This is a genomic window from Pelagerythrobacter sp. (genome assembly GCF_041912895.1).
In the GTDB taxonomy this organism is placed as follows: Bacteria; Pseudomonadota; Alphaproteobacteria; order Sphingomonadales; family Sphingomonadaceae; genus Pelagerythrobacter.
In genome coordinates, this window is the sequence record NZ_JAYSGI010000002.1 from 595,539 (window position 1) to 616,444 (window position 20,906).

Here is a 20,906-nt window from a genome sequence, read left to right on the forward strand (position 1 = left end):
GAAAGCAGCGGAATTCCAAAGGCTTTCCAGCGCGAACTTAACATGGGCCCCGGCCGCGTCAGGCAGCGGTTTGCCGCCGCGCGAGCGCTCGGCTATGCGCGTTGCCGCCAACAGGAGTTACCATGCGCGCCACCCCCGATTTCGATTTCCAGCTCGGCGAAACCGCCACGATGATCCGCGAGAGCGCCGCGCGCTTCGCCGACGAGCAGATCGCCCCGCTGGCCGAGCAGGCGGACCGCGAGGACCGCTTCCCGGTGGAGCTGTGGCCTAAGATGGGCGAGCTCGGCCTCCACGGCATCACGGTGGAGGAGGAATTCGGCGGTCTCGGCCTCGGCTATCTCGAACACGTGATCGCGGTGGAGGAAGTGAGCCGCGCGAGCGCCAGCGTGGGCCTCAGCTACGGCGCACACTCGAACCTGTGCGTCAACCAGATCCGCCGCTGGGGCAACGACGAGCAGAAGGCGAAATATCTGCCGAAGCTGATTTCGGGCGAACACGTGGGATCGCTCGCGATGTCGGAAGCGCAGGCCGGCTCCGACGTGGTCTCGATGAAGCTCAAGGCCGATGCGGTGCAGGGCGGTTTCGTGCTCAACGGCACCAAGTTCTGGATCACCAACGCCACCCATGCCGACACGCTGGTGGTCTATGCCAAGACCGGCGAAGGTTCGAAGGGGATTACCGCCTTCCTGATCGAGAAGGACATGCCCGGCTTTTCGATCGGGCAGAAGATCGACAAGATGGGCATGCGCGGCAGCCCCACCGCCGAACTCGTGTTCGACGATTGCGAGGTGCCCGAAGAAAACGTGATGGGCCCGCTGCACGGCGGGGTCGGTGTGCTGATGAGCGGGCTGGACTACGAGCGCGTGGTGCTCGCCGGCTTGCAGCTCGGGATCATGCAGGCGTGCCTCGACACCGTCATCCCCTACGTCCGCGAGCGCAAGCAGTTCGGCAAACCCATCGGCGCGTTCCAGCTGATCCAGGCCAAGGTCGCCGACATGTACGTCGCGCTGCAATCGGCGCGGGCCTACACCTACGCGGTGGCGAAAAGTTGCGATGCGGGCCAGACCACCCGCTTCGACGCCGCCGGCGCGATCCTGCTGGCGAGCGAGAACGCCTTCCGCGTCGCGGGCGAGGCGGTCCAGGCGCTGGGCGGCGCGGGCTATACGAAAGACTGGCCGGTCGAACGCTACCTGCGCGATGCCAAGCTGCTCGACATCGGCGCGGGCACCAACGAAATCCGCCGCATGCTGATCGGCCGCGAACTGATCGGGGCGGCGGGTTGAACGATCCTGTGCGAAGCGATGGCGGCAATGCTGTCGCACGCGCAGGGTCGATTCCTTTGGCCGTGAAAATCGTGTGGTCGATCGGTTTCTTGGTCGGCACCGCCTCCCACGCGCTCGACATCGCAACCTTCGGCTGGCTGCCCTATGATTTCATGCCGCTCGGCTTCAATGTTTACTGGACCAGCCTTGTCGTCCTCGATCCGTTGGCAGCGCTGCTGATCTGGACGAAGCCGGGCTGGGCGTTATGGCTCGGCTGCCTCATCATGGCGTCGGATGTACTCGTCAACACGTGGACCGTGTTCGGTGCGGGATTCTTCGAGATACTGCCAAGTCTCGGCTTTCAGACGATCTTTGCCGCCTTTGTCTTTTACGTCGCGATCCGCCACAAGCCGTCGCGCCACTCCAGACCGGACCTTCGATGACCGCACCCACCCTCACCACCAAGCTCGACCCCGAGAGCCCCGAGGCCAAGGCGCGGTTCGCGCACAACAAAGCGCTCGCCGACGATCTGCGCGCCAAGGTCGCCGAGGCGGCGCTGGGCGGGGCGGCGCGGCATCGCGAGCGGCATGTCAGCCGCGGCAAGCTGCTCCCGCGAGAGCGGGTGGAGCGGCTGCTCGATCCGGGCTCGCCGTTCCTCGAAATCGGACAGCTCGCGGCGAACGGGATGTATGAAGGCGACGTCAACGGCGCTTCGATGATCGCGGGCGTGGGCCGTGTCTCGGGACGGCAAGTGATGATCGCGTGCAACGATCCCACCGTGAAGGGTGGCTCGTACTACCCGATGACGGTCAAGAAACACCTGCGCGCGCAGGAAATCGCACAGGAAAACCGCCTGCCGTGCATCTATCTCGTCGATAGCGGCGGAGCGAACCTGCCCTACCAGGCCGAGGTCTTCCCCGACCGCGAGCATTTCGGGCGCATCTTCTTCAATCAAGCCAACATGTCCGCGCTCGGCATCCCGCAGATCGCCTGCGTGATGGGATCGTGCACCGCGGGCGGCGCCTACGTGCCCGCCATGTCCGACGAGACGGTGATCGTGCGCGAGCAGGGCACGATCTTCCTCGCCGGGCCGCCGCTGGTGAAGGCCGCGACGGGCGAGGAGATTTCGGCCGAGGACCTCGGCGGCGGCGACCTCCACGCCAGGAAGTCGGGCGTGGTCGACCACCTCGCCGAGAACGACGAGCACGCGCTGACCATCGTGCGCGACATCGTCAGCCATCTCGGCGCGAACACCGGCGCAGCGAAGGACGTGGCGCTGCGCGACCCGCTCCCGCCGAAGTTCGACGCCGAAGATCTCTACGCCCTCATCCCCGACGACGTGCGCGCGCCTTACGACGTGCATGAAGTCATCGCCCGCATCGTCGACGGCAGCGAGTTCCACGAATTCAAGCCGCTCTATGGCTCCACCCTCGTCTGCGGCTTCGCGCACATCCACGGCATGCCGGTGGCGATCCTCGCCAACAACGGGGTGCTGTTTTCCGAAAGCGCGCAGAAGGGGGCGCATTTCATCGAGCTCGCCTGCCAGCGGCGGATTCCGCTGCTGTTCCTGCAGAACATCTCGGGCTTCATGGTCGGCGGCAAGTACGAAGCGGAAGGCATCGCCAAGCACGGCGCCAAGCTGGTGACCACGGTCGCCACCGCCACCGTGCCCAAGGTCACCGTGGTGATCGGCGGCAGCTTCGGCGCAGGCAACTACGGCATGTGCGGACGCGCCTATTCCCCGCGCTTCCTGTTCACCTGGCCCAACGCGCGCATTTCGGTGATGGGCGGCGAACAGGCGGCATCGGTGCTCGCCACCGTCCACCGCGACGCCGACAGCTGGACGGCGGAACAGGCCGAGGAATTCAAGGCCCCGATCCGCCAGAAGTACGAGGACGAGGGCAACCCCTACTACGCCACCGCGCGCCTGTGGGACGACGGGGTGATCGACCCCGTGCAGACGCGCGACGTGCTCGGGCTCGCTTTCGCCGCCGCGCTGGAGGCCCCGATCGCCGAACGGCCCGCGTTCGGCGTGTTCCGGATGTGAGCCGGGACCGGCGCGAAACTCCGCTCCGGCCCATGCATTGAACCGGCGAACCTGCCAACAGGAGGACCAACCCCGATGACCCCGACCGCCCGCCTCGTTCTCGCCGCTCCGCTCGCGCTGGCGTTGTCCGCATGCGGCGAGACCACCGACGTCGACGATGTCATCGTCGAGCCCGCCGGTATCGCGACGCCGGCCGACGTGACGCTGCCGAAGGTCGACGGCGAATATCCCGAGGTTCCGATCGATGCCCGGACCACGGTGGACTACGCCGGCGACTACGAGCTGCGCGGCGCCGACGACAAGGTCAGCCGGATCACGCTGCGCGCCGACGACACCTACACCTGGAGCGCGGCGGACGGCACACGGATCGACGGCGTCTTCGCCTGGGCCCCTGATGGCGACCGCATCCTGATCGAGCGCGACGGCGAGGTTCAGGCCTATGCGGTGGCCGAGAACGTGCTCTACCGCCTGCCGTCGGCCACCGCCCCGGCGAACGGCGAGCGCAGCGAGGAAACCACCTGGCGCCGCAGCGGATCGCCCGATACCGATGACACCGCCGACGCCGATGCCTCCGACGAGGCTCCCGCCGCGCCCCGGGAATCGCGCCCGCGCGAAAATTCGCCCGCCGCGGGCCTTTAATCGCGCCGCCCCGGTCGCTAGGTTGTGCGAAATCGAGCGGATGGACGGACCGGTGGACATGATCTCGCCCAGCCAGGCTGACAGCGAACGCGCGCGGCTCGTGGAGTTGGCGATGCGCGCTATCGGGCGCACCGGAGAGAATGTCACCCGCACCGCGCTCGCCACCGAAGCGCGCCTGCCGCGCGCCCGGATCGACGCTCTCTTTCCATCGGAAGACGAGCTGTTCGATGCGATCCTCGAACAGTGGTACGCGCCCGCCATTGCGATCATGGAGGAGGCGGTCGCCTCCGACTTGCCGATCCGGCGCAAGTTCTACGAATTCTTCGCCCGCCGCTTCCTGCGCGAGCGCGCGCGCTACCGCGAAGACCCCGCGGCATTCGCGGTCTATTGCGAGATCGGCAGCGACAAGATCGAGAACGTGCGCGGCTATATCGACCTGGCCGATCACTATCTCAGCGAACTGATCGCGCAGGCGCAGGAAGACGGCTATTTCGCCGGGCTCGGGATCAACCGCGCGCTCTCGCTGATCAACCAGATGGTCGCGTGCTACACCTCGCCCTACATGATGCTCATAATCGAGGAGCGACTGGCCGAGGACAAGTTGGCGGCGATCATCGACACGCTGTTCGACGGGCTTCGCGCCGAAGCGCGCGGCGCCGCGCCGGTGGTGGGCCTCAGGATCGCCTGAGGCGGACTCTCAGCGCGCGGTGAGGTCGGTTATCCGCCCTGTCGCGGGCAATTGCCGCATCTCCGTCGCGCGCAGATAGCTCTCCATCGCATCGAGGTCGGTCGGTCCGGTCGCGGCCTCGGCCCCGTCGGCGAACACGGTGAAAGTGTCTCCGCCCGCGGCGAGGAAGCTGTTCATCGTCACCCGGTAATTCGCCGCCGGATCGATCGGCGCGCCGTCGAGCGTGGCGGAAACGACACGGTTGCCCGAAGGCCGCCCCATGTCGTAGCGCAGCGCGAAACCTTCGGAGGCGGAAAAGGTCTGCACGAAGCCGTCGTCGTCGAACTGCTGTTCGAGCAGCGCGAGCAGTTGCGCACCGGTGAACGTCTTGGTCATCAGCGTGTTGCCGAAAGGCTGGGCGGCGTAGATGTCGCCGAAGGTGACCGTGCCGTCCTCGCCCGGCAGGATCGCGGCGCGCACGCCCGAATTGTTCATGAACGCGATCTGCGCGCCCGCCTCGCGCGTGGCGAAGAGCTGCGCGTCGGCGATCAGATTGCCGAGCTGCGTCTCCTCGGTCGCCGGGCCGGGATCGGGCGCGGGGCCGGAGATCTTGCCGACCGGGCGCGATTCGGCTTCGTGCGCCGCGGCGGCATAGCGCGCCACGTAGTCGGCGATCGCCGCGTCGGGGGTAAATGCCGCGAACGCCGGGTCGGCCGCCTCGCCGCCGGGCGCGGGCGCGTTCTGCACCACCACGTTGCGCGCGGTCACGGCGGTGACCTCGTTCGCCGCCGGATCGATCGTCAGCGCGATATCCGTCAGCAGCGCGCCGCCGTAGCCCGCGCTCGACACCGTGAAGGTGCGGGCCGGATCGACGGTCGAGAAATCGCAGACGTAGGTGCGGTGCGTGTGGCCCGAGATCACGAGATCGACCCGCGGGTCGAGCCGTTCGAGCACCGCGCGCAGCGCCCCCGCGACCGCGCCGCAGCCGGAATAGGGCGTGCCCGGCTCGGGGCTGAGGCCCTGGTGGATCGCGACCACGATCGCGTCGGCGCCCTCGCGCTCCAGTTCGGGGATCAGCGCGTTGATCGCGTCGGCCTCGTCGCCGAAGGTCAGCCCCTCCACTCCGCTCGGCGTCACTAGCGTGGGCGTGTCCTTCAGCGTCAGCCCGATCACGCCCACCGCCACCGCGCGCTCGCCGCTGCCGAAGCGGCGGATGGCGTGGCCGGGAAACAGCGTGCCGCCTCCGGTCATCACGTTGGCGGCGAGGAATGCGAAGTCCGCTCCGCCGAAGTCCGGCTCTACCGCGCAAGGATCGCGCAGGCCGAACTTCTCGCAGCCGCCTTCCTGCATTCGCTTGAGTTCGCGCCAGCCGCGATCGAATTCATGGTTGCCGACGGCGTTGAAATCGAGCCCGAGCCGATTCATCGCCCCGATCGTCGGCTCGTCGAGAAACAGCGAGGACACCAGCGGGCTGCCGCCGATGAGATCACCGGCCGCGATCACCAGCGAATGGTCTCCGCCGTTGCGATGCTCGGCCACTGCGCTGGCGAGATAAGCCGCACCACCGGCGCGCACCGCGTGTTCCGCGCCGTTCTCGCTGGTCAGTTCGACCGGCTTCGCCAGCGGCTCAAGGTTGCCATGAAAGTCGTTGAGGCCGACGATCTTGACCGTGACCGGCGTGGCGGAAGGCGTGTCGCGCACCGTGGTACAGGCGCCGAGCGCCAAGGCGGCGGCGAGCGGGAGGAGCTTGGCGAGGGTCATGCGGGCAGCTCTGGCTGATGCGGATGGCAGGATCATGACGATGCCGTGGCGGTATCGCGCGTGCGGCTCAACCTGAAATCGTTCGATGGCGAGCGTGCCGCCGTCCGCTCCGCGTCTCCGCGTGACCAAAATCTGTCATCTGACCGTCGTATCGGATGCGGCACCCGATTCGACAGGAGCCACCCACAGATGCGCCGCACCACCGCCGCGTTCGCCTTCGTCCTTACCGTTCCGTTCGCGCTCGCTGCCTGCAGCGAGAAGCCCGAACGCGAGGGGGCCGACGATTTCGCCGCCCGTGTCAACGGCGGCGGCGATGCCGAGATGCCCGCGCCGCGAGGGCCCCAGGCCGATGGACCGCGCGACCCGTCGCTCCCGCGCGTCGCGGCCAACGGGCGCAAGGCGCTCGATCAGGCCGCCGCCTATACCCGGCCCAATGCCGACGGCACGGCCGACAGCCTCGCGATCCGGCAGGACGGCACGTTCACGCTGGTCGAGGCCGGGCGCACGACCACGGGCGCGTGGCAATGGCTGCCCGACGGCAAGCGCCTGCGGCTCGAGGGCGTGGTCCAGCAGCCGGTCGTGCTCGTCGCCGACGGCGCACTCTACCGCATGCAGAACGAGCGCGTGCCGTTCGACGACGTCACACCCGAGCGCACCTATCGCCTCGGCGCGGGCGAGCAGTAACGCTCAGATGTCGAGGTTCGCCACGTTCAGGGCGTTGTCCTGGATGAACTCGCGGCGCGGTTCGACCACGTCGCCCATCAGGCGGGTGAAGATTTCGTCGGTCACGTCCGCGTCCTCGACCTTGACCTGCAGCAGCACGCGGTTGTCGGGGTCGAGCGTCGTTTCCCACAACTGCTCGGCGTTCATCTCGCCCAGTCCCTTGTAGCGCGCGATCGACAGGCCCTTGCGCCCGGCGGCGAGCACCGTGTCGAGCAGTTCGGTCGGCCGGGTGATCGCGGCGTCGGGCGAGACCACGATCTCCGCTTCCTCGCCCTCGGCGCCGCTTTCGGGGGCTTCGGCTTCGCTGCCGAGGCGCGCCAATCGCGCGGGACGGGCGTAGACCTCGGCATTGTCGCTCGCGAGGCGATGCAGCTTGCGGGCCTCGGCGCTGGTCAGGAACGGCGCTTCGATATCGTGTACGTCGGTCACGCCGCGCCACAGCCGCTCAAAGCGCACGCTGCCATCGGCGCGCAGTTCGGCGCTCCAGCGCGCCTCGTCATCCGCCATGCCGAGCCGTTGCGCGGCGAGATCGAGCGCCTGCGCGCGGGTCGCGGCGTCGAGCTCGGGATCGAGCGCGCCCGACAGCGCCATCTGCTCGATGATCGCGGGATCGTACTTGCGCGGGACGAAGGCGATCAGGTTGCGCAGGCGCAGCCCGTGTTCGACCAGCGCGCGCAGGTCGGCGTCGCCGCGCGCACCTTCGGCGGTTTCGAGCACGCGGTTCTGCAGCCCGGCATCGACGAGGTAGCGGTCGAGCGCGCCCTGATCCTTGAGGTAGACCTCGCTGCGGCCCTTGCTGACCTTGAACAGCGGCGGCTGGGCGATGAACAGGTGCCCGGCCTTGACGATCTCGGGCATCTGGCGGTGGAAGAAGGTGAGCAGCAGGGTGCGGATATGCGCGCCGTCGACGTCGGCGTCGGTCATGATCACGATCTTGTGATAGCGCAGCTTCTCAAGGTTGAAATCGTCGCGGATGCCGGTGCCCATCGCCTGGATCAGCGTGCCGACTTCCTTCGATCCGATGATCCGGTCGAAGCGCGCGCGCTCGACGTTGAGGATCTTGCCCTTGAGCGGCAGGATCGCCTGCGTCTTGCGGTCGCGGCCCTGCTTGGCGCTGCCACCGGCCGAATCACCCTCGACCAGGAACAGCTCGCTCTGCGCCGGGTCGCGTTCCTGGCAGTCGGCCAGCTTGCCGGGCAGGCTGGCGACGCTCATCGCGCCCTTGCGGCTCATCTCGCGCGCCTTGCGCGCCGCTTCGCGCGCGGCGGCGGCGTCGACGATCTTCTGGATCACTTCGGCGGCGAGCTTGGGGTTCTCCTCCAGCCACTCGGTCATCTTGTCACCCATCAGCGATTCGAGCGGCTGGCGGACTTCGGAGCTGACCAGCTTGTCCTTGGTCTGGCTGGAGAACTTGGGATCGGGCAGCTTGACCGAGACGATCGCGGTCAGCCCCTCGCGCATGTCCTCGCCCGAAAGCTGGACTTTTTCCTTCTTCATCAGCCCCGAGGCGCTGGCGTAGTTGTTGAGCGTCCGGGTCAGCGCGGCGCGGAACGCGGCGAGGTGGGTGCCGCCGTCGCGCTGGGGGATGTTGTTGGTGAACGTCAGCACGTTCTCGTAATAGGAATCGTTCCATTCGAGCGCGACGTCGATGCCGATCCCGTCCTTTTCCGCGCTGATCGCGATCGGTTCGGGCAGGATCGCCTGCTTGTTACGGTCGAGATACTTCACGAACGCGCCGATCCCGCCCTCGTAGAACAGGTCGTGCTCCAGCGGCTCTTCGTGCCGCCGGTCGCGCAGCAGGATGCGCACGCCCGAATTGAGGAAGGCCAGCTCGCGGTAGCGGTGCTCGAGCTTCTCGAAATCGAACTCGGTGACGTTCTTGAAGGTGTCCTCGGACGCCTTGAAGGTCACCCGGGTGCCCTTCTTGAAACCGTTCTCGTCGGCGTTGCCTTCGACTTTTGGGGCATCGCCCTTCACTTCGAGCGGAGCGACCGAATCGCCGCCTTCGAAGCGCATCCAGTGTTCCTTGCCGTCGCGCCAGACGGTCAACTCGAGCCATTCGGACAGCGCGTTGACCACCGAGACGCCGACGCCGTGCAGGCCGCCCGACACCTTATAAGCGTTGTCGTTGCTGGTGTTCTCGAACTTCCCGCCCGCGTGGAGCTGGGTCATGATGACCTCGGCCGCCGAAACGCCCTCTTCCTTGTGCATGTCCACTGGAATGCCGCGGCCGTTGTCCTCGACCGAAACCGAGCCGTCGGCGTTCAATTCGATCAGCACCAGGTCGCAATGCCCGGCGAGCGCTTCGTCGATCGCGTTGTCGGACACCTCGAACACCATGTGGTGCAGGCCCGAACCGTCGTCGGTGTCGCCGATGTACATGCCGGGGCGCTTGCGCACCGCGTCGAGGCCCTTGAGGACCTTGATCGAATCGGCGCCGTAGAGGTTGATCTTCGCCGTGTCGGGCGGGGTGTTTCCGGTGGTCTCGTCCATGCCCATCATATAGGGATTCGCCCGGCGAATGCGAAGGAAAACGCCCGCCTCGCGCCGCTCTTTTCCCCAGCCGCAGAAGGCCGGCAACCCGAAGCGCCGTCGTGCGTTCCGATCGCATGGCGATGACGTTGCTGGTCGTACTGGTGGTCTCGGGCGCGCTGATAGCGGGCGCGGCCTGGGGCATCTTCGGCACTCTGCACAAGCGCACCGAGGGTTTCCTCGTCGCGCTCGCCGGCGGCGCGCTGTTGCTCTCGGTGACGACCGAATTGATTCAGCCCTCGATCGAAGGCAGCTCGCTGTGGGTCGCCGCTCTCGGGGTGGCCGGCGGCGCGGTGGTGTTCGCCGTGGCCGATTACTGGATCGACGAGCGCTGGGGTCCCGATTCGGGCGGCGGGCTGCTCGCCGCGATCACGCTCGACGGGATACCGGAAAACCTCGCGCTCGGGGTCGCACTGATCGGCGCGGGCGCGCCCGAAGTCGCCGCGCTGGCGGGATCGATCCTGCTGTCCAATCTGCCCGAGGCGGCCGGCGGCGCGCGGCAGATGGCCGATACCGGCCGTTCCAAGGGGAACATCTTCACGCTGTGGGCCGCGACCGCGGCGTTGCTCTCGCTGGCGGCGATCGGTGGCAATGTGCTGCTCGAGGGCGCGAGCGAACACCACCTCGCCTTCATCCGCTGCTTCGCCGCCGGGGCGGTGGTCGCCAGCCTCGCCATCACCGTGTTCCCCGAAGCGTTCAAGGAAGATCGCCATTGGGCCGGAGTCGCGACCGCGCTCGGCGTGATCCTCGCCTTCGCGCTCGGCGAACTCGGCGGCTAGACAAGCGCTGCGCAGGAAATAGAACGGCGGGTATGCCGATAGCCGATCCCGCCGCCGCGCTCGCCGAACCTTATGGCGCCTTCCCCGATATCCTCGCCGCATGGGCGAGGCGACAGCCCGGCAAGCCCGCGCTGCGCGACGAGCACGGCGAGATAAGCTGGGGCCAACTCGGCGAGCGGGTCGAACGGATCGCGGCGAAGTTGCAACAGACGGGCCTGGAGCGCGGACAGTCGGTCGCGATCCTCGGATATTCGAGCGTGGCCTACGCGCTCGTTTTCCTCGCGGCGGTACGCGCGGGCGGGGTGGCCGCGCCGCTCACCACCAGCGCGAGCCGCGAACAGCTCGAAGGCATGGCGCGCGACAGCGGGGCGCGCCACCTGTTCGTCGATCGCGCGAAAGCGGAAGAACTGGGCGCCGATTTCCTTCCCCATCTCGACCGGATCGTGCTCGACGAGGAACTCGACGGCTGGATGGCGCCAGCCGGAACCCGCGCCGACGCCTTCGATCCGCAGCCGGACGAGCCGTTCAACATCATCTATTCGAGCGGCACCACGGGCATTCCGAAAGGCATCGTCCATTCGCACCGGATGCGCTGGCGGCAGTTCGCCAGCATCGCCGCGTCCTACATCGCCAGCGAGCTGGAGGTGCGGGCCTTCGCCTCGACCCCGCTCTATTCGAACACCACGATGGTCGCGTTCCTCGCGCCGCTGCTGGCCGGCGGCACGGTGCGGGTGGCCGGCAAGTTCTCGGCGCTCGGCTGGCTCGAAGGCGCGCAGGCCGACCGCACCACGGCGACGATGCTGGTGCCGGTGCAATACCAGCGGCTGATGGACGAGCCGCGCTTTGCCGAATTCGACCTCTCGGCGCTGGCGGTCAAGTACTGCACCTCGGCCCCGTTCCCCGCCCCGCTCAAGCGCGAGGTGCTGAAGCGGATGCCCGGCGCGTTGATCGAGATCTATTCGATGACCGAGGGCGGGGTGGTGTGCCTGCTGCCGTGCCACGAATTTCCCGACAAGCTCCACACCGTGGGCCGCCCCGCGCCGGGGAGCGAATTGAAGGTGCTCGATGATGCCGACGAAGAGGTGCCACAGGGCACCGCGGGTAATCTGGTGGGCCGCAGCCAGACGATGATGAGCGGATACCGCAACCGGCCGGACAAGACGCGCGAGGCCTACTGGACCGATCCCGCGACCGGCGAGACCTGGCAGCGCATGGGCGACATCGGCCGGCTTGATGCCGACGGCTTCGTCGAACTGGTCGGCCGCGCCAACGACATGATCATCTCGGGCGGGTTCAACGTGTTTCCTTCGGACCTCGAGGCCGAGCTGGAAAGGGAACCCGGCGTGGTCGAGGCTGCGGTGGTGGGCGTGGCGAGCCGCCGCTGGGGCGAGACGCCGGTGGGCTTCGTCCGTTTAAGCGAGGCCGGGGAAACGACCGAAGCGATCCTTGCCGCGGTCAATGCGCGGCTGGGCAAGACCCAGCGCCTCGCAATGCTTCACGCGATCGACGAGATGCCGCGCAGCCATATCGGCAAGCTGCTCAAGACCGAACTGCGCGCGCGCGCCGAGAGTATCGGGGGAATCGAATAGGCGCGATTGAGACGCGGCCGCCAGTTTTCGGGGGAGAGGACTGGGGCGGCCGCGTCTCGTTCGCTGACCGTTCGTGTCAACTCAGGCGATTGCCGCGCCGAGCATGAGGCTGCTTATCGAAGCCGCCACGAGGAAGGCCAGGAAATGCGATGCAGTCGTGCGCATGGCGTGTCTCCTGTTGCAAGCCGGGGGAAGGAGGGAGAGAGGAGAGACCTTCCGCCCGGCTCAAGGCGTGAAATAATCTTTCGCGATGCTTTTCACAAATGAGAAAACTGCCAGATTTGTTGCAAAATGCGCAACACATTGCTGGGTTTTGTGGGAAAGATGATCGATAGAATGCAATCGACGGAGTGTGCGGGCGTTCGAAAGTTCGAGTCCGTAGCGAGCCGCTGGACAGGCGACGCGCGCACCCCCTAACGGGGCGCATGGACCCGCAGCATCTCCCCGATTCCATCCTTATCGTCGATTTCGGCAGCCAGGTGACCCAGTTGATCGCACGCCGCGTGCGCGAAGCCGGAGTCTATTCCGAAATCGCTCCGTTCACGCAGGCCGAAGAAGCCTTCGAACGGATGAAGCCCAAAGGCATCATCCTCTCGGGTGGGCCGGCAAGCGTGCCCGACGAAGGCAGCCCGCGCGCGCCGCAGGTGCTGTTCGACAGCGGCGTGCCGATCCTCGGCATCTGCTACGGCCAGCAGGTGATGACGCAGCAGCTGGGCGGCGAGGTTCGCCCGGGCCACGAAACGGGTGAAGGCGGCGAGTTCGGGCGCGCCTACTGCACCGTCAGCGAGGAATGCGTGCTGTTCGACGGGCTGTGGCAACCGGGCGAACGTCATCAGGTGTGGATGAGCCACGGCGACAAGGTCACGCAGCTCGCCCCGGGCTTCCGCATCGTCGCGGTCAGCGACGGCGCGCCCTTCGCGCTGATCGCCGACGACGAGCGGCGCTACTACGGCACGCAGTTCCACCCCGAAGTGGTCCACACGCCCGACGGCGCGCGGCTGCTGGCGAATTTCGTGCGCCACGTCTGCGGCCTCGCGGGCGACTGGACGATGGCCGAATTCCGCAAAACCAAGATCGAGGAAATCCGCGCGCAGGTGGGTGACGGCAAGGTCATCTGCGGCCTGTCGGGCGGGGTCGACAGCGCGGTCGCCGCAGTGCTGATCCACGAGGCGATCGGCGAGCAGCTCACCTGCGTCTTCGTCGATCACGGCCTGATGCGGATGAACGAGGCGAGCCAGGTCGTCACGCTGTTCCGCGATCACTACAACATCCCGCTCGTCCATGTGGATGCGGAGGAGCAGTTCCTCGGCGGCCTCGCGGGCGAGACCGACCCGGAGAAAAAGCGCAAGTTCATCGGCAAGGCGTTCATCGACCTGTTCGAGGCCGAGGCGACCAAGATCGGCGGCGCGGATTTCCTCGCGCAGGGCACGCTCTACCCGGACGTGATCGAAAGCGTTTCGTTCACCGGCGGGCCGAGCGTCACGATCAAGAGCCACCACAACGTCGGCGGCCTGCCCGAACGGATGAACATGCAGCTCGTCGAACCGCTGCGCGAGCTGTTCAAGGACGAGGTCCGCGCGCTGGGCCGCGAACTGGGGCTGCCCGAGGTGTTCGTCGGCCGCCACCCCTTCCCCGGCCCCGGCCTCGCGATCCGCATTCCCGGCGAAGTGACCAAGGAACGCTGCGACATCCTGCGCAAGGCCGACGCGATCTACTTGGAAGAAATCCGCGCCGCAGGGCTATATGATGCGATCTGGCAGGCCTTCGCGGTGCTGCTGCCGGTCAAGACCGTGGGCGTGATGGGAGACGGCCGCACCTACGACAGCGTCTGCGGCCTGCGCGCGGTGACCAGCACTGACGGCATGACCGCCGACGTCTATCCGTTCGACGCCAGTTTCCTGACCCGCGTGGCCACGCGCATCGTCAACGAGGTGAAGGGCGTCAACCGCGTGGTTTACGACTACACCAGCAAGCCGCCCGGCACGATCGAATGGGAGTAAATCACGAATTGCGACCGTCCAGGACGGGCGCGGCCGGTTCGCTCGGCGACATGAGGCGCGTCGAACGCGATCTTGACCAACCTGCTTGGTCAACCTAATTTCACTCCATGACGGTGCACTTCAACATCGGTGACGCAAAGGCGCAATTGTCGAAGCTCATCGCCGCCGCCCTTCGCGGCGAAGAAGTGGTGATCGACAAGGATGGCGTGCCACAGGTGCGGCTGACACCGCTCGCTGTCGCGCAAGCAGTGGACAAGGCGGAACGGCGCAGACGCATCGATGCGATTCTGGCTGAGGCCGACCAGCTGCCACGTACCGATGGTCCGTCCGATCTCGAATGGGATGAGAACGGCCTGCCCATATGATTTGCGTGGACACGTCGGCACTCGTCGCGATCATGCTGGCGGAGCCCGAGCGCGACACGTTGCGAACTGCGATGAGCAGGGCGGAAACCTGTGCCGTCAGTGCCGCAACGCTGGTCGAAGCACGGCTCGTCCTGCATCGCCGTTCCGGGACGGCCATGGTCGAGCGACTGGATGCGTTTCTAGCCTCCGGGGAATTCGACATAATCCCGGTCGATATCGCGCAGGCCGATGCCGCCCACGCAGCCTTCGTTCGCTACGGCAAGGGCAGCGGCCACCCCGCGCAGCTCAATTTCGGCGATCTGTTCGCCTATGCGCTGGCGAAGACGCGCGGCCTTCCGCTGCTGTTCAAGGGCGATGATTTCGCGCAGACCGATATCCTCGCCGCGGCCTGAAGGGCCCGCGTGACCGGACAGCTCCCGCTCGGCCCGGACCCGCGCACGGAAGTACTGCGGCGGATGCAGGCGGCGCTGATATCGCGGTTCGGGCGCATCGTGCGACCGGCGGCAAAGCGGCGCGATCCGGTGTGGGTGCTGGTGCAGGGCGTGATCGGCGCGCGCACGAAGACGCGGATTTCGAATGAGGCGACCGATCGGCTGCTCGCCGATTTCGGCAGCTGGGAAGCCGTCGCGGTGGTGCCTGTCGCGGCGCTGGAGGCGCGGCTGGCTCGGCAGACCTTTCCCGATGTCGCCGCCGCGCGGCTCAAGGATTGCCTCGTCGCGATCATCGAGCGGCGCGGCGCGGTCGATCTCGAACATCTCGCCGCGATGGAAACCGACGCCGCGCTGGCCTGGCTCGAGACGCTGCCCGGCGTCGCGCGGAAGGTCGCCGCGGGGGTGGTGAACACCTCGACGCTTCGGCGGCGCGCGCTGGTGATCGACGGCCATCACCGCCGCGTGGTCCAGCGCATGGCGCTGGTGCCGTCGCACGCCGACACCACCCGTGCCTACGATGCGCTGATGCCGGTTCTCCCCACCGATTGGTCCGCCGCCGATATCGACGAGCACCACCTGCTGGTGAAGCGCCTCGGACAGGTCCTCTGCCGACCCCGCCAGCCGCAGTGCCCGGCCTGCCCGGTGCGCGGCGATTGCCGCACCGGCTCCGGGCTTGCGTGAATGCGCGATCTCGCCGATGGCCTGCCTCCCGCAAGGCCGAGCGACAGCGAGAGGAATACGCCGCCGATGGACGCGATCGATCCCGCCGACACCCTGACCTGCCTGCGCTCGGGCCACGCGGCGGGGCCGATCATGCCGCCGATCGTGCAGGCTTCGCTGTTCCGGTTCGAGACGCTTGAGGAACTGTTCGCCGCGCAGGATCGCGAGCACGAGACGAGCGTCTATTCGCGCGGCACCAATCCCACGGTGCGCGAGTTGGAGACCGCGCTGGCCGCGCTCGAACGCGCCGAGGCGGCCAAGTGCTTCGCCAGCGGCATGGGCGCGATCTCGGCGACGCTGTTCGCGCTGCTCGGGCAGGGCGATCACGTGCTGTTCTGCGGCGACATCTACGGCCCGACGATCGGGTTCGCGCAGCGGCTGGAGGGGTACGGCGTGTCGCACAGCCGCTGCTTCGCCGCCGATATCGACGGGATCGAAGCCGCGCTGACGCCCGCGACGAGGCTGATTTACCTCGAAAGCCCCGGCTCGATGCGCTTCGAACTGCTGCCGATCGAGCAGGTCTGCGCGCTGGCGAAAGCGCGCGGCATCCTCACCGCGATCGACAATACGGTCGCCACCCCGCTGCTGCAGAAGCCGCTCGCGCTCGGCTGCGATCTCGCACTGCATTCGCTGACCAAGTACATCGGCGGGCATTCGGACACGCTGGGCGGCGCGGTCGCGGGGTCGCGCGAACTGGTCGAGCGGATCTTCTACCGCGCCTACATGCCGATGGGCGCGGCGATGGCGCCGTTCGACGCCTGGCTGCTGCTGCGCGGGCTGATGACGCTGCCCGCGCGGCTGGCGCAGCAACAGGCCGACGCGCTGGCGGTGGCGCGCTGGCTGGCCGATCATCCGAAGGTGCGCCGCGTGTTCCATCCCGCGCTTGCGGAGGGCGCGCAGGCGGACCTGTTCGCGCGCCAGATGCGCGGGCACTCCGGCTTGTTCTCGACCGAGTTCGACCTGCCCGATCACGCCGCAACGCTCGCTATCGGTAACCGGCTGAAGCTCTTCGGCAAGGCGATCAGCTGGGGCGGGGTCGAGAGTCTCGTCACCAGCCCCCACCGCCGCGATCCGGGGTCCGAGCAAGAGGGCCGCATGCCGCGCACGCTGCTGCGCTTGTCCGTCGGGCTGGAAGGCGCCGACGCGTTGATCGCCGATCTCGAACAGGCCCTCGCATGACCGATACCAGCATGACCGGCACCGAGACCCGCGCGCCCCTTCCGCTAAGCCTCGCGCTCCTCCCGGTGGCGACGCTGTTCGCGGGAATAGCCGGCGGCGCAGCGGCGTTCGGGTTCGGCGGCGAATCGCTCCTGCTCGCGCTGCTGCTCGCCGCCGCGGTGGCCGCGATCGTCGCCCGATCGCGCGGGCACGGCTGGGCCGAGGTGCAGGCCGCCGCCGGGCGGCTGTTCGCCGATGCGCTGCCGGCGATCCTGATCCTGCTCGCGATCGGCGCACTGCTCGGTTCGTGGATGTTCGCGGGGACGATCCCGCTGCTGGTGGTGCTCGGGATCGACCTCGTCAGCCCGCAATGGATGGCGCTCACCGCCTTCCTCGCCACCGCGCTCATGTCGGTCGTCTCGGGCACCTCGTGGGGCTCGGCGGGCACGATCGGCGTCGCGACGATGGGCGCGGCCGAGGCGATGGGCCTGCCGCTCGCACCGGTCGCGGGCGCGGTCGTCTCGGGCGCCTACTTCGGCGACAAGCTCTCGCCGATTTCCGACATGACCAACATCACCGCGATCGGCGCGGGGGCGGAGCTTTACGCGCATATCCGGCACATGATGGCAACCAGCCTGCCGCCTGCGCTGATCGCGCTCGCCGCCTACGCGCTGCTTGTCCCCGGCGCGTCGCTGGCAGGCGCGAGCCCCGCCGGCGCGATCCGCGCCGAGCTGGTCGCGCTGTTCGCGCCGGGCTGGTGGGCCGCGCTGCCGCTGCTCGTCGCGCTGGTCGGGATCGGCATGCGCTGGCCGCCCGCGCCGGTGATCGTCGGCTCGGCGGTGGTCGCGCTGGTGGTGGGCGTCGCGGTCAACGGTTTTCCCGCCGCGGGCGCGGTCCATGCTTTCGTCGGCGGCTTCGCGCTCGACCAGGTCGCGCCCGGCTTCGCGGCGAGCGAGCAGTTCGCCGGGCTGGTCGAGCGCGGCGGGCTGAACGCGATGGCGCCGACGCTGGTGTTCATCCTCGCCGCGTTCCTGCTCGCTGCGGGGATGGAAGTTTCGGGCGCGCTCGACGCGCTGCTCGCGCGGCTCCTGGCGGCGGTGCGCGGCGCGTTCGGCCTCGTCGCCGCGACGATGGCGGCGGGCGCAACGATGGTCGGGATCACCAGCCACGGCGGAGTGACCGCGCTGGTGGTCGGCGGGCTGTTCCGCCCGTCGTACGCCGAACGCGACCTTGCGCCGGAAAACCTCAGCCGCGCGCTGGCCGATTCGGTCACCGTCACCGAGCCGCTGATGCCGTGGACCGTTTCCGCGTTGTTCATGGCCTCGACGCTGGGCGTCGCCACGCTCGCCTACGCCCCGTGGGCGGTGTTCTGCTGGCTGGGCCCGGTCTTCGGCCTGCTGATGGCGCTGCGCCATCGCCTCACGGGCAAGGGGCTGAAGCCGGCAGCGGACCCTGCCGGCTAGGAGGTCACCACGCCATTCCGGCGTCAACCGCGCGCCGCTCGGCGGCGGTCGAGCGGCGGTCGAGCACCGGGTTGCGGTGGGGGAAGCGGCCGAAGCGGGCTATCATGCGCCAGTGGCTCTGCGCGAAGGGGCGCTGTTCGGGCTGGCGGGCGAAGAAGGCGAGCGAGGCGCGCTGGTCCGCGATCGCCTCGCTGTGCATCAGCGGCATGCCGACGAAGGCGCGCTCGCGCCGGGGCAAGCGATGGTGCCAGCCGCGCGCGATCATTCCCTTCGCGATCCGGCGCGCGAGCGGATCGGTGGCGAAGGCGCGCGGATCGTCGCGAAACAGGTTGCGCGGCACCTGGTCGAACAGCAGCACCGCCGCCTGCGCCGTGCGCCGGTCGAGCAGGAACGTGCGCGCAGGACGATGCCGGAGCGCGTGCCACTCGCGCGCGAAGCGGCGGCGCAGCAGCGCATCGACCGCAGCGCCGCCGCGATACCAGTCCTCCGGCCCCAGCCGGTGAAACCAGACATACAGCAGTTCCGCCGCCCAGCGGCGCGGGGCGGCGGTCATGTCGCGGTCGGGGCTGTCGAAACCCTAGCCGCCGACGCGCTCGTACGGCACGAAATCGCCGAGCGAGACATTGCCGGTATAGAACCCGCCGGTGCGATCGAAGGTCGTGATGATATCCGTCCGGCAGAGCTGCGTGCCGCTGCCGAATTTCCTGATCTTCAGCGCATCGTTGTCGTCGAGCGAATCGGGGTGATCGGGGATGTTGACGTAGATCGTGCTGCCGCGATCGACCACCAGCGCGGTTCCGTCGATGATGTTGACGGGCGTGCTGGGAAGCGTGCGTACGCACGATTGCGGTTCGCCCGCGACGCGGCCTTCGAGCAGCTCGGCGAGCTCGGCCTGGCCCTTGGTCTGCGCATCATCCTGCGCGCTCGCGGTCACCGGGGCTGCGAGCATCGTGCCGGCGACAAGGGCGGATAAGAGGGTCACTGTCTTCATGTCAGCCTCCTTCGCCGGCATCGGCGCCGGCAGCTTTGGTATAAGGCGTAAACGTATCGAGCACGATCACGGGTCCCGGCATGCCGCTGATCCGGTCGCGCAATTCGACCTGGTCGAGCCGGCAAAGCTGCGATCCGAACTGGCGGAACACCGGCAGGTCGCTGTCGTCGAGGATTTCGGCCCCGCGCGGACGGTTGACGTAGATCGTCGCGCCGTCGCGAAACACGAACGCGGTATCGTCGATCACCTGCATCCGGTCGCTTTCGCTGCTGCGCAAACATTTGACGGGCTCGCCCGCGACGCGGCCTTCGAGGATTTCGGCGAGTTCCCGCTCGCCCGCGCTCTGCTCGTCCGCGGCTGCCGCGAACGGCGCGCAGGCTGCGACAAATGCCGAAATGGCCGCGAGTCGGCTGATCGTGTGGCGTTTCATGGCCACTTGCATACCATAACCGGCTGAATAGCGCATGAGCGGGCGCGCCAGCCCCGATGCGCCGCGGTCAGGCGTGGCCCGGGTCGCTCCCGGCGGAAATGTCTTCCAGCGCGGCCTGGTTCGCGCCGTCGGCCGGGCCGCCGCGCAGCACGAAGCGCCGGTCGCAATAGCCGCAATCGACATAGCCGTGCTCGTCGATTTCGAGCCACACGCGCGGATGCCCGAGCGCCGACGGCTGATAACGGTCGCCGCCGCGGATCGCTTCGGCGCCGTCGCATTTGACGCGGTGGTGGTCGACCACAGTGACTTCGGGTGGCGGAATCTCCATGCCGCTGCCGATAATGCCAAGCGCTTGCCCGTGCAACTGGCCCTTTACGGATCAGGCCGACGCGCCCAAGTGAGCGGCCATGACCGACGCCCCCGAACCCGCCATCGCGATCCGCAACCTGACCAAGCGCTATGCGGGGGAGAAGGGCGAAGCAGGCAAGCTGGCGCTCGACGGAGTCAGCTTCGACGTGCCGCAGGGCCAGATTTTCGGCCTGCTCGGCCCCAACGGCGCGGGCAAGTCCACGCTGATCAACACCTTGGCCGGGCTGGTCACCAAGACCGCGGGCAGCGCGGAAATCTGGGGCTTCGACATCGACGCGAACCCGCGCAACGCCAAGCGGATGATCGGCATCGTGCCGCAGGAAATCGTGTTCGACCCGTTCTTCACCCCGTTCGAGGTGCTGGAGAACCAAGGTGGATTTTACGGCATTCCCAAGGCTGAGCGGCGCAGCGAGGAATTGCTCGCCGCGGTGCACCTCGCCGACAAGCGCGATGCCTATGCCCGCACGCTTTCAGGCGGCATGAAGCGGCGGCTGCTGATTGCCAAGGCGATGGTCCACTCGCCGCCGATCCTCGTGCTCGATGAGCCGACCGCGGGGGTGGACGTCGAGCTGCGGCGGCAGCTGTGGGAACTGGTGACCGATCTCAATTCGCAGGGCGTCACCGTGGTGCTCACCACGCATTACCTCGAGGAAGCCGAGCAGCTCTGCGACCGGATCGCGATCATCAACCATGGCAAGCTGATCGCGAACAAGCCGACCCGCGAACTGGTCGGCATGGCGCGCGAGAAGATCGTGCGCGTCACGGTGGACAAGGATCTGGCGGGCCCGCCGATGGAGGAAGGCTTCGTCAAGGCCGAAGTGGTCGATCCACGCACGCTCGAGATCACTTACGACCGCGACAAGGCGAGCGCCGGGCAGGTGCTCGCGCAGGTCCAGGCGCACGGCTACGCGATCGAGGACGTGACCACGCGCGAGGCCGATCTGGAAGACGTGTTCGTGTCGCTGACCAGCGCGGGCTAG

21 protein-coding genes are annotated in these 20,906 nt (G+C 67.9%); 15 read left to right on the forward strand and 6 right to left on the reverse strand.

The window, feature by feature from the left end:
• The first annotated feature begins 122 nt into the window (after positions 1 to 122).
• The 5 genes from ACE3QC_RS09925 to ACE3QC_RS09945 all read left to right on the forward strand — a co-directional run bounded on the left by ACE3QC_RS09925 (position 123) and on the right by ACE3QC_RS09945 (position 4,636).
• Complete coding sequence (locus ACE3QC_RS09925; RefSeq protein WP_374407743.1) at positions 123 to 1,283, forward strand: isovaleryl-CoA dehydrogenase; 1,161 nt, start codon at positions 123 to 125, stop codon at positions 1,281 to 1,283.
• Positions 1,280 to 1,705, forward strand: coding sequence for a hypothetical protein (locus ACE3QC_RS09930; RefSeq protein WP_374407745.1), 426 nt, complete (start codon positions 1,280 to 1,282; stop codon positions 1,703 to 1,705). Before ACE3QC_RS09925 ends, ACE3QC_RS09930 begins: the two co-directional genes overlap by 4 nt.
• Complete coding sequence (locus ACE3QC_RS09935; RefSeq protein ID WP_374407746.1) at positions 1,702 to 3,309, forward strand: carboxyl transferase domain-containing protein; 1,608 nt, start codon at positions 1,702 to 1,704, stop codon at positions 3,307 to 3,309. The genes ACE3QC_RS09930 and ACE3QC_RS09935 overlap by 4 nt, the downstream gene beginning before the upstream one ends.
• Positions 3,310 to 3,384: 75 nt before the next feature.
• Positions 3,385 to 3,948, forward strand: coding sequence for a hypothetical protein (locus ACE3QC_RS09940; RefSeq protein WP_374407748.1), 564 nt, complete (start codon positions 3,385 to 3,387; stop codon positions 3,946 to 3,948).
• Positions 3,949 to 3,988: 40 nt separating this feature from the next.
• Positions 3,989 to 4,636 carry a hypothetical protein gene (locus ACE3QC_RS09945; RefSeq protein WP_374407750.1) on the forward strand — a complete coding sequence of 216 codons (648 nt, stop codon included), beginning with the start codon at positions 3,989 to 3,991 and terminating at the stop codon, positions 4,634 to 4,636.
• 9 nt (positions 4,637 to 4,645) lie between these two features.
• On the opposite strand, the gene ACE3QC_RS09950 is transcribed toward ACE3QC_RS09945, so the two are convergent.
• Positions 4,646 to 6,376: a bifunctional UDP-sugar hydrolase/5'-nucleotidase gene (locus ACE3QC_RS09950; RefSeq protein WP_374407752.1), complete on the reverse strand. Its 1,731-nt coding sequence runs from the start codon at positions 6,374 to 6,376 to the stop codon at positions 4,646 to 4,648.
• 189 nt (positions 6,377 to 6,565) lie between these two features.
• On the opposite strand from ACE3QC_RS09950, the gene ACE3QC_RS09955 reads away from it, so the two are divergent.
• Positions 6,566 to 7,060, forward strand: a complete 495-nt coding sequence (locus ACE3QC_RS09955) for a hypothetical protein (RefSeq protein WP_374407753.1) — start codon at positions 6,566 to 6,568, stop codon at positions 7,058 to 7,060.
• A gap of 3 nt (positions 7,061 to 7,063) precedes the next feature.
• On the opposite strand, the gene gyrB is transcribed toward ACE3QC_RS09955, so the two are convergent.
• Positions 7,064 to 9,592 carry a DNA topoisomerase (ATP-hydrolyzing) subunit B gene (gene gyrB / locus ACE3QC_RS09960; protein ID WP_374407754.1) on the reverse strand — a complete coding sequence of 843 codons (2,529 nt, stop codon included), beginning with the start codon at positions 9,590 to 9,592 and terminating at the stop codon, positions 7,064 to 7,066.
• Between the two features lie 101 nt (positions 9,593 to 9,693).
• Between gyrB and ACE3QC_RS09965 the strand changes: the two genes are divergently transcribed.
• The 8 genes from ACE3QC_RS09965 (at position 9,694) to ACE3QC_RS10000 (ending at position 18,136) form a co-directional block, all read left to right on the forward strand.
• Positions 9,694 to 10,410 carry a ZIP family metal transporter gene (locus ACE3QC_RS09965; protein WP_374407755.1) on the forward strand — a complete coding sequence of 239 codons (717 nt, stop codon included), beginning with the start codon at positions 9,694 to 9,696 and terminating at the stop codon, positions 10,408 to 10,410.
• 32 nt (positions 10,411 to 10,442) lie between these two features.
• Positions 10,443 to 11,999, forward strand: a complete 1,557-nt coding sequence (locus tag ACE3QC_RS09970; RefSeq protein WP_374407757.1) for a class I adenylate-forming enzyme family protein — start codon at positions 10,443 to 10,445, stop codon at positions 11,997 to 11,999.
• Positions 12,000 to 12,424: 425 nt separating this feature from the next.
• Positions 12,425 to 13,999, forward strand: a complete 1,575-nt coding sequence (gene guaA, locus ACE3QC_RS09975; protein WP_374407758.1) for a glutamine-hydrolyzing GMP synthase — start codon at positions 12,425 to 12,427, stop codon at positions 13,997 to 13,999.
• Between the two features lie 107 nt (positions 14,000 to 14,106).
• A complete protein-coding gene (locus ACE3QC_RS09980) occupies positions 14,107 to 14,364 on the forward strand; it encodes a type II toxin-antitoxin system Phd/YefM family antitoxin (RefSeq protein WP_374407759.1) in 258 nt (85 codons plus the stop codon).
• Between the two features lie 5 nt (positions 14,365 to 14,369).
• Positions 14,370 to 14,756: a type II toxin-antitoxin system VapC family toxin gene (locus ACE3QC_RS09985; protein WP_374407760.1), complete on the forward strand. Its 387-nt coding sequence runs from the start codon at positions 14,370 to 14,372 to the stop codon at positions 14,754 to 14,756.
• Positions 14,757 to 14,765: 9 nt separating this feature from the next.
• Entirely contained in the window at positions 14,766 to 15,476 is a 711-nt protein-coding gene (nth, locus tag ACE3QC_RS09990; protein ID WP_374407761.1) for an endonuclease III, read from the forward strand.
• A gap of 66 nt (positions 15,477 to 15,542) precedes the next feature.
• Positions 15,543 to 16,694 carry a PLP-dependent aspartate aminotransferase family protein gene (locus ACE3QC_RS09995; protein WP_374407763.1) on the forward strand — a complete coding sequence of 384 codons (1,152 nt, stop codon included), beginning with the start codon at positions 15,543 to 15,545 and terminating at the stop codon, positions 16,692 to 16,694.
• The gene (locus tag ACE3QC_RS10000; protein WP_374407764.1) at positions 16,691 to 18,136 is read left to right on the forward strand and encodes a Na+/H+ antiporter NhaC family protein; all 1,446 of its coding nucleotides are present in this window, start codon (positions 16,691 to 16,693) and stop codon (positions 18,134 to 18,136) included. The genes ACE3QC_RS09995 and ACE3QC_RS10000 overlap by 4 nt, the downstream gene beginning before the upstream one ends.
• A 4-nt stretch (positions 18,137 to 18,140) precedes the next feature.
• On the opposite strand, the gene ACE3QC_RS10005 is transcribed toward ACE3QC_RS10000, so the two are convergent.
• The 4 genes from ACE3QC_RS10005 to ACE3QC_RS10020 form a co-directional block, all read right to left on the reverse strand.
• Positions 18,141 to 18,689, reverse strand: coding sequence for a DUF924 family protein (locus ACE3QC_RS10005; protein WP_374407765.1), 549 nt, complete (start codon positions 18,687 to 18,689; stop codon positions 18,141 to 18,143).
• A gap of 24 nt (positions 18,690 to 18,713) precedes the next feature.
• Positions 18,714 to 19,127 carry a hypothetical protein gene (locus tag ACE3QC_RS10010; RefSeq protein WP_374407766.1) on the reverse strand — a complete coding sequence of 138 codons (414 nt, stop codon included), beginning with the start codon at positions 19,125 to 19,127 and terminating at the stop codon, positions 18,714 to 18,716.
• A 1-nt stretch (position 19,128) separates the two neighbouring features.
• Entirely contained in the window at positions 19,129 to 19,557 is a 429-nt protein-coding gene (locus ACE3QC_RS10015; RefSeq protein WP_374407767.1) for a hypothetical protein, read from the reverse strand.
• A 67-nt stretch (positions 19,558 to 19,624) separates the two neighbouring features.
• Positions 19,625 to 19,885, reverse strand: coding sequence for a zinc-finger domain-containing protein (locus ACE3QC_RS10020; RefSeq protein ID WP_374407768.1), 261 nt, complete (start codon positions 19,883 to 19,885; stop codon positions 19,625 to 19,627).
• Between the two features lie 79 nt (positions 19,886 to 19,964).
• On the opposite strand from ACE3QC_RS10020, the gene ACE3QC_RS10025 reads away from it, so the two are divergent.
• Complete coding sequence (locus ACE3QC_RS10025) at positions 19,965 to 20,906, forward strand: ABC transporter ATP-binding protein (protein ID WP_374407769.1); 942 nt, start codon at positions 19,965 to 19,967, stop codon at positions 20,904 to 20,906.